The following is a 12,398-nucleotide window of genomic DNA, read 5'->3' as shown; positions in this document are numbered from 1 at the left end:
CTGCGGATCGCGGCGGGGATCGGGCTCGTGGTTGGGGTCGTCGGCAGCCTTGGCGCTGGGTGGATCGCCCAGATCATGGCGCCGCCAGGGCCGGGCAGCGAGCCGATCCAAGCGGCGGCGACCGTCTACATGCGCGTGGGCTTCTGCGCCTACCCGGCTGTGTTCGTGGCCGCCGCCGGGGCCCTGATCCTCAACGGAAGCGGCGACACCAAGACGACCTTCTGGATCGGTGGCCTCGCGAACGTGGTCAACATCGTCGCCAACTACACCCTGATCTACGGCGTGGCGATTGGCCCGCTCGAGATCCCCGAGCTCGGCCCCGCCGGGGCGGCGCTCGGGACCGTGCTGGCCTACGCGCTCGCGTGTGGGCTGACCTTGGCCATGCTGCGGCGCCCAAGCTGCCCGGTGCAGGTGGTCGAGGTGTTCGGTCGTCGGGCCACGCCCGCCGCGTTGCTGGCCCGCCGCGAGCTCGTGCGTCTGAGCAGCCCGGCGATCCTCGAGCGCCTCGTGATCCACGTTGGCTACGTGTCTTACGCCGTCGTGGTCGCGGCGCTCGGCGCGACGGTGATGGCCGCCAACCAAGCGCTGCTGACCCTCGAGTCGATCTGCTTTTTGGGCGCCGAAGGATTTGGGGTCGCGGCCGCGACCGTGGTCGGCCAGTTCTTGGGCCGCCGCGACCCCGACGGCTCGGGTCGCGGCGGCGGGTTTGCGGCGTTGTCCTGCGCGCTGGCGCTGAGCGGGTTTGGGCTGCTGATCTGGGCGACCGCGGCCTGGACCTTGCCGATGTTCGTGGCCCCGGGCGAGTCGGGCGAAGCGCTGATCGAAGCGGCCCAGCGGGCGATGCCGATCCTCGTGATCGCCCAGCCGATGATGGCGATCGCGGTGGTGCTGGGTCACGGATTGCGCGGCGCCGGCGATACCCGATCACCCGTGGTCGCGGCCTTGTTTGGTGGACTGCTGGTCCGGGTGATCGGGTGTTGGATGCTCGGCGTGCAGCTTGGACTTGGGCTGCGCGGCGTCTGGATCGCGACGGCGCTCGACTGGACGCTGCGCAGCGTGATCTTGGGCGTGGTGTTCTTGCGCGGTCGTTGGCGCTCGCTCGAGCTGTGAGCGATCCAAAGAACAGCGACCCCTTCGGCCAGCGGCGCGCCCGGTCCGCCGCCGAGTGGAGCCGGGTGGAAATACCCAACCCACACGCGGTGGGATCCTCCGGCGCGCGAGTGCAACGCGAGCGTAGATCGACGCTTACATGGGCTTAGAGGCGGCCAGAAGTGCGTCTTGGCAATTTGCCGCGTCGCTTTTCGCGGCTCGATCCAAGCCAAAAATCCGATACAGTAGCGCCATGCTGTCGCTCGTACTCGTAGGTTCCTTGCTCGCGGTCCCACCTCCCGCGCTGCCTGCCGAACCTGCGCTGCCGCCCGAGCCAGTTGGTGCCGTCGAGGGCCCGGCGCCCGAGCTTGCCCCTGCACCCGAGCCTGCCCCCGCACCCGAGGCCGCACCCGCACCCGCACCCGCACCCGAGGTCGAGGTCGAGCCCATCACGGTCGCTCCGCCCGCGGACGCGCTGCCGGTCGCCGAAGAGGTCGGCCCGATCGTCGTCGCCCCCGCGCCGGGCGACGTGGCGATCGTCAGCGGCGACAGCCTCGTCGTCGTCAACCACGGCGCCGATCAGCCCTACCTCGTCGACGCCCCGCCGCGGATGCAGGCCGTGCCCCAGCCGCCGTGGTCCGGCGCCGGTCGCTTCGTCGGTGGCGCGGTCATGCTGACCGCTGGGCTCGGGCTGTTGACGGCGGCGACCTTCGAGTTCGCCGGCGGCCGCGACACCACCCAGCCGGTCGTCAGCCAAGTGCCCGCGGGGGTCTCGATGTTGGTCGCCGGCGGCATCATGATCGGCACGGGCGTTCGTGATCAGCATCGCCTGTCCGAGTGGGAGGCCGCGACCCGGATCGACGCCAAGCCCATGGGCACCGGGTTGATCGTTGGCGGCGTCACTGCGATCTCGCTGGGTTCGATGGCCGCGGTCGCAACCGCGATCGCATCGGATCTAGATCTCGACGCGCCGCGCAGCATCCCGGCTGGCTGGGCCACGGCGGGCGTCGCGGTGGGGGGTGGCGCTGCGCTGCTGATCGCCGGGATCGTTCGTCGGGCGCGCTACGGAAAGTGGCGCAATCGCGTCACGGGGATGCCAATGGTGGCCCCCACCCGGGCAGGGGCGACAGTGGGGCTCGTCGGGCAGTTTTAGGCTGGCTGGTTTCCAGCGTCGTGATCTGGCTCAGACAAGCTGACCGCTTGACGGCGACCGCGCGATGTTTTGGTGTGGGGTCATGTCCAAGCTCACCCAGCAGCTCACCGCGCTCCGCGAGTCCCTGCGCGACGCCGACGGCTCCCAGTCAGACAGCTTCTCCGAGGTATTCAGCGACTTCCTGGCGATCACCGAGACGACCGAGCTGCTCGACGTGTGCAAGCCGTTCAACGGCAAGTCCACGCGGGTGATGCTCGAGCAGGTCCTGCGCAAGCACGCCAACGAGCCCAAGCTCCCGACACCGCAGGCGCAGATGCAGCAGCACCCGGCGAGCGGGCTGATCCACGGCATGATCGCCGCGGGTCGCTACATCGGAACCTTCTTCTATTTTCCAGACGAGAAGCAGGGCATCGTGGCCTTCGGCGGGCTCACGCCGACGATGCACTACTACCGCATGACCGCCACCGAGGTGCCACCCGGCAGCGTGTTGGGCCGCAGGGGCCCGGGCTCGGCGGGTCAGAACAACTGAGTCGGGAAGCGCGGTCTTGGCAAGCAGAACGGCGTTCGGAGATCTGTCACGTCTGGACGGCTTGCTTGCCTACTCATGAGTAGGCTACTTGTCTACTCGTGAGTAGGCAAGCTGCCGCGAACGACCTCAGCACCCCCGAGCGCATCCTCGATGCGGCCGAGCGCGAGTTCGCGGCGGTCGGCTACGCGCCGGCTCGGTTGGCTGACATCGCCGCGCGGGCGGGTATCCGGCGGCCTTCGCTGCTCTATCACTTCGCGTCCAAAGAGCTGCTGTATCGGGCCGTCGTCGAGCGCGCCTTCGACCAGCTCGGCGCGCAGCTGATGCGCTTCATGACCGGCGAGGCCGCGTTCGAAGGCCAGCTCGCCGCGGTGGTGCGCTCGTTCGCCAGCTTCCTCGAGTCGCGCCCCTCGCTCGCGCCGATCATCTTGCGCGAGCTGATCGACGACCCCGATCACGACGAGGACGCGACCCGCCGCGGCGGCGGCACGCCGGGTCGCGCGATCATGCTCGAGCGCGTGGTCCCGCTGCTCTCGGTCGTGGAGGCGTTCCTGCGCGAGCACGGCCAAGCGCGGCTGCGACCGGGCCTGCCGATCCGCGCGGCGCTGGTCCAAGTCGCGGGCAACCTGCTGCTGCGCAGCGCGACCGGCAGCCTGCGCGTCCCCTTGTGGGGCCCAGGCGACCACGCGCTGGAGCTCGCCAATCTGTTGTTTCTCGCACCCCCACCCGTGAAGGCACCCCAATGAATCGCATCGCTCCGTTCTTCTTGGTGTTCATGTTGCCCGCAACGCTGGCGCTTGGCGTCGAGCTTGGTGGCTTGTGGACGATCGTCCCGCTGGTGATCACCTTTGGCATGATCCCGCTGTTCGACGCGCTGCTCGATCAAGATCAGGTCAACCCCGACGAGGCCGTTGGCCACCGCTGGGTGTTTGATGTGCCGCTGCTGGCGTGGGTGCCCGTGCAATTGCTAACAACGATCTACGTGCTGTGGCGGCTGAGCAGCGGGGACTTCAGCGCGCTCGAGATCGCGGGCAGCGTCGCTTCGCTCGGGGTCCTCAACGGCGCGGGCGGCATCAACATCGCCCACGAGCTGATGCACCGAAAGCACCCGCTGCACCGCGCGGCGGCCGAGGTCCTGATGACCTGCGTCAGCTACACCCACTTTTGCGTCGAGCACGTGCTTGGGCACCACCGCCACGTGGCCACGCCCTTGGACTCGGCCAGCTCGCGCTTGGGTGAGGGCTTCTATCGGTTCTATCTACGCACGGTGTTCGGCAGCCTGCGCAGCGCGTGGGGGCTCGAGCGCGGTCGCTGTGCGCAGCGGGACATCGCGTGGTGGAGCCTTCGCGATCGCCGAACCCGCTACGCGCTGGTGCTCACCGCCGTGTACGCGGGCATCTATCTGAGCATGGGCTCGCTCGCGCTGGGCTTGTTCATTGTTCACGGGGTGATCGCGTTCAGCTTGCTCGAGGCGATCAACTACGTCGAGCACTACGGCCTCGCGCGTCAGCGGCTCGCCAGCGGCAAGTACGAGCGGGTCCGGCCCGAGCACTCGTGGAACTCGGCCCACCGGGTGTCGAACTACTTCCTGTTCAACCTGGCCCGGCACAGCGATCACCACTACCTCGCCAGCCGCGAGTACGATCGCCTGCGCCATCACGCCGCGGTGCCGCAGCTGCCCAGCGGCTACGCGACCATGGTGATCTTGGCGCTGGTTCCCCCGCTGTGGTTTCGCGTCATGGATCACCGGGTTCAGGCCTGGAACGCCCACGTGGGTCAGGCCCGGCAGGCGAGCGTACCGGTGACCGCGCTGTCGGCCGAGGCCGCCTGACTGCGCCGCGGTGGGGCCGCCCGGTTGGCGGCCCTGCGCGGGCCAACATGCACAGACGCCGCGAATGCGCGAGGATGGGGCGATGTCCGAGGTCGACCGGATCGATGATCCCACCAAGCTGTTCGAGGCGCTGCTGCGCCGCGATCCCAACACGCCCGCGATCGCCAGCGTCGACGCGTGGTGGCAGACCCACCTCGAGGTCACCCGCGGTGCCTCGCCAGCGGCCGCCGCGGTGCTCGGCGGGTTCGCGGCGGACCGGCTCGCCTACGCGTTTGGCTCGGGCTACACGGCCGCGCTGCGGCAGCTGCTGGGGGCAGATCAGGCGCCGCTGCGGCGGGCCCTGTGCGCGACCGAGGCCGAGGGCGCGCACCCGAGCAAGCTCGCGTGCACGCTCACGCTGACCGAAGACGGCGGCGGTCGGATCACCGGTGACAAGAGCTTCGCGACCTTGGGCCACCTCGCTGACGAATTGTTGGTGGTCGCGGTCAGCGGGCAGGACGAGCAAGGCCGCAACCGGCTGCGCGTGGCAAGGATCCCGGTCGCGCGCGAGGGCGTCAGCTTTGGCGATCCGGTCAGCCCAACCTTCGTGCCCGAGCTGCCCCACGCGCCGGTCAGCCTGCGCGAGGTCCGGGTCGAGCCCAGCGAGCTGCTGCCCGGCGACGGATACCTGCGCGTGCTCAAGCCCTTTCGCACGATCGAGGACGCCCACGTGTTCTTGGCGGTGCTCGGCTGGCTGACCAAGCTTGGTCGCCACGTTGGCTGGCCCCACGAGTTCGTCGAGCGTGGCCTGAGCTTGATCGCCGGGTTGCTGCCGGTCGCCGCGTCGTCGCAGCCGCTCTCGCCGGCGGTCCATCGCGTGCTCGGTGGGCTGCTCGCGGCCAGCACCGAGCACCTGATCCGGCTCGAGAACTCGCTCGCGTGGCGGGCCCTGGCCGAGCAGGATCGCGTGCGTTGGACTCGGGATCGCCGGCTGCTCGAGGTCGCCAGCGAAGCCCGCGGCGCGCGGCTGAAGACGGCGCGGGCGGGCTCGTAGCCAGGCTCGCGGCCGGCGAGTCGTCACAGCGAGCAGTCGGTCGGGAACTCGGCCGGGAGCGCCTCCGCGTAGGGCGAAGGCTGGGTCCCGAACGGGTGCGCGAAGAAGAAGTTTGCGACGGAGCTGCCGTAACCCGAGGGGATCGTGTGCCCGCCCCCGTGGTCGCACATGAACGCGAAGTTGCCGTTGTCGCGCAGCTGGTTGAACCACGCCGTGCTCAGGGTCTTGAAATTGACGGCGCCGCCAAAGATGTCGTTGTCACCCCCGTGGATGATCATCGCGGAAAATTTGTTGCTGGCGTCCTCGAAGGGCAGCTGCATGAATGTGCCGCCGCTGAAGCTCGCGGACGAAGCAATGTAGTGAGAGCGGGCCATGGAGAACGCCGTGGTCTGCAGGCCCCCGGCCGACATGCCGGAGCTGTGGATCCTGCGTGGATCCACGCCAACCTGCTCGATCGCGCAGGCGACGATCTCGTCGGCCAACAGCATGTCGTCTTGCCGATCCGAATTGTTGACGACGAACCAGGGAAACTCGCCGACGTCATCGGCGGCGAACGGCGCCGCGACGACGCCACCGGCCGCCGTGATCGCTTCGATGACCGGCGCCGACAAGGTGAACGCGGCCTCGTCGGCCCCCGATGTGTACGCGTGCCAGTAGATCACCAACAGCCCGCCCGGCTGCGGATCCTCGCCAACCCACAGCCTCACGGTGCGCTGATCGATCGACGCCGGCGAGAATGGAACGTACCCGCTCTCGAAGGTTGGGCAGGCGCCGGTTGGCGTCGGCAGGTTCTGAGGCGTCGGATCCTCGCCATCGCCGTCGCCGTCGCCATTGCCATCACCATCACCATCACCGTCCCCATCACCGGACTCGCCGGTGTCCGCTTCGGTCATGCCAGCGTCGGTGCCCGTCTGCCCATCGCCGTCGCTCTCGGGCTCGGCCGTGCAGGCAACCAGTAGCAACGCAGGAATGGCGGGGAGCAATCGCGAGCGCATGGCGCCAGTGTACCCTGGCGCGTGCCCGCCGTAGCCACCCCCGCGCACTCGAACCCAGCCGAACCCGGGGCGCTCACCGATTCGTGATCAGGTCGCGGTGCTTGAAGGCCCGCAGGCCTGGCCCGTAGCTGCTCGCGATCTGGCCCTGCCCACGCAGCAGCCAGCGATAGCTCAGCAGCCCCTCGACGCCGACCGGGCCGCGGGCGTGGAGCTTGCCCGTGGCGATCCCAACCTCGGCGCCGAGCCCAAACCGGTAGCCATCGGCGAACCGGGTGCTGGCGTTCACGAACACGCACGCCGCGTCCACCCCATCTACGAACGCCTCACTCGCGCTCGACTCGTCCGCGCACACGATCGCCGCGGTATGCCGCGAACCATGGTGCTCGATGTGCGCGAGCGCGGCGTCCAAGCTGTCGACCTGCCGCACCGCCAAGATCATCTCGCCGTATTCGGTGTCCCAGTCTGCGTCGCTCGCTGGCTGGACCGGGAGCCCCGCGGCCAGCTCGATCGTGGCTGGATCCCCGCGCAACTCGACGCCGCGCTTAGCCAGCGCGGCCAGGCACGCCCAGCTGGTCTCGCGGGCCTCGGCGTGCCACAGCAAGGTCTCGATCGCGTTGCAGGCCGCCGGGTACGAGCACTTCGCGTCAACGGCGATCGCGGTCGCGCGCTCGGCCTCGGCGTCGGCGTGAACGTATAGATGACACAGCCCTTCGGCGTGACCGAGCACCGGGATCTTGGTCGAGTCCATGACCAATTGCACGAATTCCCCCGAGCCGCGGGCGATGATCAGATCGACGTGATCGTGACATTTCAGCAATCCATGAAATGCCGCGCGATCCTCCAGCAGCGTCACGCAGGCGGTGTCCAGTCCGTGCGCACCCAGCACGGCGTGGATCACCTCGAGCAGCGCCGCGTTGCTGCGTTGGGCCTCGCTGCCGCCTTTGAGCAGCACCGCGTTGCCGCTCTTGAGCGCGAGCCCCGTGATCTGCGGGACCGCGTCGGGCCGGGCCTCGAACACCACACCAAGCACGCCAAGCGGGCAGCTGACGCGCTCGAGCACCAGGCCGTCGTCGAGCTCGCGCTGCATCTGTACGGCGCCGAGCAGCTCGGGCATGGCGGCGAGCTGGCGCAGACCATCGGCGAGGCCCGCGAGCTTGGCCGCGCTCAGACCCAGCCGCGCGATCAGGGCAGGGGACAGCGGGTCGTGGGTGTTGGCCCTGAGCTTGGCAGCTTCGACGTCGGCACGGTTGGCGGCCAGCAGCGTCGCGATGTTCTTGGGCGCCTCGAGGGCCTGGGCGAGCGCACGCAGCAGGGCAGCGCGCGCCTCACCGCTCTGCGCGGCCAGCTGCTTGCCAGCGCGGCGGGCCGCCGCCGCCATGGCTTGAATTGGGTCGGGCTCTCTCTCGGTTTGGCTCACGGTTTGGCTCACGGTCTCGGTCATGGATCCAGCTCCTGCAGAACCAGGTTGTCGCGGGTGATCAACGCATCGTACCCGCGCCAGCCCAAGATACGATCGATCTCGCGGCTGTGGTGGCCAGCGAGCTGCCGGCACGCGTTGCTGCCGTAGTTGGCCAGTCCGCGCCCAAGCACCAGGCCGCTCTCGTCGCGCAGCTCGACGAGTCCACCAGTCGTGAAATTACCATGGACCTCGACCACGCCGATCGGCAGCAGCGAAGCCTTGGCCCCGCTCAGCGCCGCGATCGCCCCGGCGTTGATGACCATCGCGCCCACGCAGGGCGCCAGCGCGATGTGGCGGCGTCGCTTGCTGCGGCGCTCGGCGCTGGCGATGAAGGTGCCGATGTCGTCGCCGCGCAGCGCTCGCTCGATCAGGTGCTCGGTGTGGCCATCGACGATCAACACATCGACGCCCGCATCAAACGCGACCCGGGCGGCCTCGAGCTTGGAGCGCATCCCACCGGTTCCCGAGTCCGAGCCCCCGACCGCCCGCGCGAGCGCCTCGTCGTCAACGGCCTCGAGCGAGGGGATCCGCCGCGCCGTTGGATCGCTGCGTGGGTTGGACGTGTAGAGCCCGTCAACGTCGGTCAGCAGCATCAACAAGTCCGCGTCGAGGGCCGCCGCGACCCGGGCCGAGAGCCCGTCGTTGTCACCGAACACGGCGTTGGACTGCTCGATGATCTCGCGCACGCTGACCGAGTCGTTCTCGTTGAGGATCGGGATCGCACCAAGCTCGAGCAAGCGCAGCAAGGTGGTGCGCAGGCACAAGGCCCGATCGGGATCCGCGAGGTCGTCTTGGGTCAGCAACACCTGCGCGACCTCGACGTCGAGCTGGCCAAACGCCTGGCTGTACAGCGAGATCAACCGACCCTGGCCCGCCGCCGCGCAGGCCTGGCGCAGCCCGAGCGAGAGCGGACCCTCGAGCCCCAGCGCCTTGCGGCCAAGCCCGACCGCGCCGCTCGAGACCACGATCACATCTTTGCCAGCGCGGCGCAGGGCCGCGAGCGACTCGACCAGCGCGAACACCCGGCCAAGCGCGAACGCGCGGCCGTGGTGGGTGACGACGTGGGTCCCGAGCTTGACGACGATCCGGTGGGCGTCGCTGAGGCGCTGGCGCATTCGCGGAGCTTATCGCAGGGGGGTGGGTGCGCCTACGGCAGCACGCACAGCGCGAACTTGTTGTTTTGGTTGTTGCCCTGCGAGCACCACGAGTTTTGCTCGGCGCCGCAGCCCCCGTTCCAGTTGTTGCCCATGTACTGGTACACGCCCCACAGCTCCATGCACTGGCTCGGCGAGGCGTTGCACAGCATCTGCGACATCGACATCATCGGGTTGCCGCAGCTGGCCTCGTTGTTGGTCTGCAGGCAGATGTTGTCGTTGTAGTTGCACCCGCCCGGGCCCGCGCACGGCGTCTGCAGCCCACAGTCGGCGCAGGCCTGCGCGATGTTTGGATCGGTCATCGCGCCCATGACCGGGACCTTGAAGTAGGTGTAGCCGTTCCAGTCGTCGACGATGATGTCGCCGTCGCACTCGGCGAAGCACATCGCGTCGCAGCCATCATCGCTGACGTTGTTGCCGTCGTCGCACTCCTCGACGCCCTGCTGCTTGAAGCCGTCGCCGCACGAGGCCGGGATGCAGGTGCTGGGGCACGCGTCGTCGTCGTCGAGGTTGGCGTCGTCGCACTCTTCCACGCCCGCCCAGACGATCCCGTCGCCGCACACGGCCTCCTCGCAAAACGGGTAGGTGCAGGCGTCGTCGCTGGCCATGTTGCCGTCGTCGCACGCCTCTACGCCGGCTTGGATGTAGCCATCACCACAAAAGGCGAGCTGGCAGGCTGGGCAGTCGTCGCTGGTGTCGGGGTTGCCGTCGTCGCACTGCTCGCCCTCTTGCAGGATCCCGTCGCCGCACGAGCCCGGCAGGCACATGGCGTTGCAGCCGTCGGCGTCGTTGTCGTTGCCGTCGTCACAGATCTCGACGCCGTCGTGCACGAAGCCGTCGCCGCAGGTCGCGAGCTTGCAGTCGGTCACGCATTCATCCGTGTTACTTGGGTTGCCGTCGTCACACTCCTCGAAGCCCTCGTACAGGAAGCCGTCGCCGCACTTGGCGATGAAGCAATTGGGTGTGCACTGACCCGACGCGGAATTTTGCGGGCCAAGATCGCACTCCTCGCCCATCTGCACGACCCCGTCGCCACAGTCGCCGTTGCCGGTGTCCCCATCCCCGTCCCCGCTGCTCTCGCCGGTCTCTGCCGTGTCGCCGTCGCCGTCGCCGTCGCCGTTACTCGTTGGATTGGTGGTGAAGCTCGTGAAGCCGTCGTCGCCAGCGGGCGCGGGCGTACACGCGAGGACCACGGGCAGAGCAAGGAACAGACCGACGGAGCGACGACATAGACCAAGGGAGCGAGACGCGAGTGACATCGCGTGCAGTATCCGATCCCGCAGCCCTGCATGGAAGCCCGATGGCTCGCGCCGCCACCGCTGCTGCGCGCCCTGCTCGAAGCCTGGCCAACCCCGGGGTGGGTGCCACTCCTCGCCGTTGCTCAGTATTCGCCAACGTGCCCGGGTGACCACCACGCGACGTGGCCGCTATCACCCCCAACGAGAAGGCCGAACCGCTGATCAATCGCGCGTGGCTGCCAGGGCAAGCGATAGAGCCGCTCGAGACCCTTGTCGCCGAACTCCGAGATCCAGCGATCCGAGCTCAGGACAAACCCGCCGCCGCAGCCAACGAAGTCGGCATCACCATCGCCGGATGCGATCGACCAGCCGTCGGCTGTCCACCACGCGCGGACCAGATCGTCGCCAAGCGCCAAATTTCCGCACAGGTGGTTGAAGTCGATGTCTGGGTCGAGGCCGTCTACTGGCGTCCAGGTGTCGGCGCCTTCTGGCGAGAGCAGGGCCCGCCCGTTGTGCCCGACCGCCAGGAACACCTTCGCGTCGTCGCTCCCAAGCTGGCTGACGCCGCGCAGCCGACCCCAACCTTCGCTGGGCACTGGGGGCTCGCTCCATTCCCACGCGCCGTCGGTCTCGGTTCCGACGAGCAGGACCTCATCGCCAACCACGACGACGTGGTCCGTGTCTGCGACGATCGCGTAGAGATCTCGCTCGTCCCCGGTCGTGACCGGGAACCAGGTGGGCTCCACCGCTTGGGCGGGGTCGATGTCCGTGAACGCGAGATAGCCGTGGTCGCCACACACCCAGTAGCGACCGAGATCGTCGGTGCTCGAGGCCCGAAGCGCGTGGTCAGAGAGGTCCCAGCGCTGGCCATCGTGGTCGACGACCGCCCCACCCGAGACCGCCGCAAACAGCCCGCCGTTTCGCTCGGGGACAAAAATGATGGCGTCGACGCGGACATCGACGCCGACGTCGATCTCGCTGATGCCCGCGCGGCCCCAGGGGTAGCACGCGACGAGCGCAAAGCTGCACGGTATCAGGACCTTTGCGCCGCGTGCCACGCCTCGACGGTACGCGAGGCGGCCAACGACCGCAAAGGTGTTTTGTAGATAGGCCGCGCTATGGAGGCGGCAGCAGCAGACCGGGCAATTGGGTGCGCCTCGCCTCGAACTCCGTGCGCACGCCCGCAGGGATCTTGGCCTCGCGCAGGTCAATGCGCTCGAGCGTGGCGATCGCCGGGATCCGCTCGAGCATCTGCGCGAGCCCGGTGTGATAGGGCAGCGACTCGCCCAGCGAGCGCAGCGTCAGCGAGCGCAGCTTGGCGAAGCAAGGCAGCTGCAAGGTCGCGAGCAGGTGTCGCTGCAGCGGGCCTTGGTGTTGGTCCCAATAGTCATAGGTCTGGGTCCCAAATTCGAAGTGCTCGAGTCTTGGCGCGTGAAGCCCCGCGAAGGTCGAGGTGATGTCGTCCCCCGGAAACCGCAGCACCACCCGCAGCGATCGCAGCGCCGGCGCCGACAGCTGGTCGAGCTCGAGCTCGAGCGCGTCGAGGCTCAGCTCGCGCAGCCGCTCGAAGCTCGCGTCGCGCAGGGTCAGGCGGCGAAGCTCGGACAGCTCGAGCGCGCGCAAGCTCGCCGCGCAGCGCGACCCGGCCAGCAGCTCGCCCAGCGCGGGGTGCTGGGTGAAGCTGCCCGCGAGCGTGAGCCGGCGCAGCGCCGAGGTGACCGGGAGCAACAAGAAGCGCTCGAGCAAGCTGGTGGCGTGGAGCGGGCCGCTGCCGTCGCGGGTGGGCAGCCGCGCCTCGGCGACGCTCGGTCCAACCCAATCCAGCGCGGCGTGTCCGATGATCCCTCGCGCGGGACCCAGCAAGTGTGAGCCTCGATGTAGGTGATGTCGTTGGGGCCGAGCCCCGCCCCGATCTGGGCT

The 12,398-nt window shown here is 68.8% G+C and carries 12 protein-coding genes; 6 read left to right on the top strand and 6 right to left on the bottom strand.

Annotated elements, in window-relative coordinates; translation table 11 throughout:
• The 6 genes from DB30_RS38705 to DB30_RS38680 form a co-directional block, all read left to right on the top strand.
• Positions 1-1,110 (top strand): MATE family efflux transporter (locus DB30_RS38705; RefSeq protein WP_052558886.1); only part of this gene is annotated, 1,110 nt, incomplete at its 5' end.
• 232 nt (positions 1,111-1,342) lie between these two features.
• Positions 1,343-2,242: a hypothetical protein gene (locus tag DB30_RS42010; RefSeq protein WP_205633168.1), complete on the top strand. Its 900-nt coding sequence runs from the start codon at positions 1,343-1,345 to the stop codon at positions 2,240-2,242.
• A gap of 82 nt (positions 2,243-2,324) precedes the next feature.
• Positions 2,325-2,771 (top strand): hypothetical protein, encoded by a 447-nt coding sequence (locus DB30_RS38695; protein WP_146662583.1) that lies wholly within the window; start codon positions 2,325-2,327, stop codon positions 2,769-2,771.
• Positions 2,772-2,869: 98 nt separating this feature from the next.
• Positions 2,870-3,514, top strand: coding sequence for a TetR/AcrR family transcriptional regulator (locus DB30_RS38690; protein ID WP_052558880.1), 645 nt, complete (start codon positions 2,870-2,872; stop codon positions 3,512-3,514).
• The gene (locus DB30_RS38685) at positions 3,511-4,599 is read left to right on the top strand and encodes an alkane 1-monooxygenase (RefSeq protein ID WP_052558878.1); all 1,089 of its coding nucleotides are present in this window, start codon (positions 3,511-3,513) and stop codon (positions 4,597-4,599) included. The genes DB30_RS38690 and DB30_RS38685 overlap by 4 nt, the downstream gene beginning before the upstream one ends.
• Positions 4,600-4,681: 82 nt before the next feature.
• Positions 4,682-5,632, top strand: coding sequence for an acyl-CoA/acyl-ACP dehydrogenase (locus DB30_RS38680; RefSeq protein WP_240480429.1), 951 nt, complete (start codon positions 4,682-4,684; stop codon positions 5,630-5,632).
• Positions 5,633-5,655: 23 nt separating this feature from the next.
• Here DB30_RS38680 and DB30_RS38675 read toward each other — a convergent pair whose 3' ends face one another.
• The 6 genes from DB30_RS38675 to DB30_RS38650 form a co-directional block, all read right to left on the bottom strand.
• Positions 5,656-6,627, bottom strand: coding sequence for an alpha/beta hydrolase family protein (locus DB30_RS38675; protein ID WP_146662581.1), 972 nt, complete (start codon positions 6,625-6,627; stop codon positions 5,656-5,658).
• Between the two features lie 73 nt (positions 6,628-6,700).
• Positions 6,701-8,068, bottom strand: a complete 1,368-nt coding sequence (locus tag DB30_RS38670) for a glutamate-5-semialdehyde dehydrogenase (RefSeq protein ID WP_052558873.1) — start codon at positions 8,066-8,068, stop codon at positions 6,701-6,703.
• Positions 8,065-9,201 (bottom strand): glutamate 5-kinase, encoded by a 1,137-nt coding sequence (gene proB, locus DB30_RS38665; RefSeq protein ID WP_052558872.1) that lies wholly within the window; start codon positions 9,199-9,201, stop codon positions 8,065-8,067. The genes DB30_RS38670 and proB overlap by 4 nt, the downstream gene beginning before the upstream one ends.
• Positions 9,202-9,233: 32 nt before the next feature.
• Positions 9,234-10,499: a DUF4215 domain-containing protein gene (locus DB30_RS38660; protein ID WP_240480428.1), complete on the bottom strand. Its 1,266-nt coding sequence runs from the start codon at positions 10,497-10,499 to the stop codon at positions 9,234-9,236.
• A gap of 122 nt (positions 10,500-10,621) precedes the next feature.
• A complete protein-coding gene (locus tag DB30_RS38655; protein ID WP_052558868.1) occupies positions 10,622-11,536 on the bottom strand; it encodes a hypothetical protein in 915 nt (304 codons plus the stop codon).
• 58 nt (positions 11,537-11,594) lie between these two features.
• Positions 11,595-12,341, bottom strand: coding sequence for a hypothetical protein (locus DB30_RS38650; protein ID WP_052558866.1), 747 nt, complete (start codon positions 12,339-12,341; stop codon positions 11,595-11,597).
• Positions 12,342-12,398 lie beyond the last annotated feature (57 nt).

Source organism: Enhygromyxa salina (genome assembly GCF_000737335.2).
Lineage (GTDB): Bacteria > Myxococcota_A > Polyangia > Nannocystales > Nannocystaceae > Plesiocystis > Plesiocystis salina_C.
Note: the sequence above shows the minus strand (reverse complement) of the source record. Positions and strands in the feature narration are given on the sequence as shown.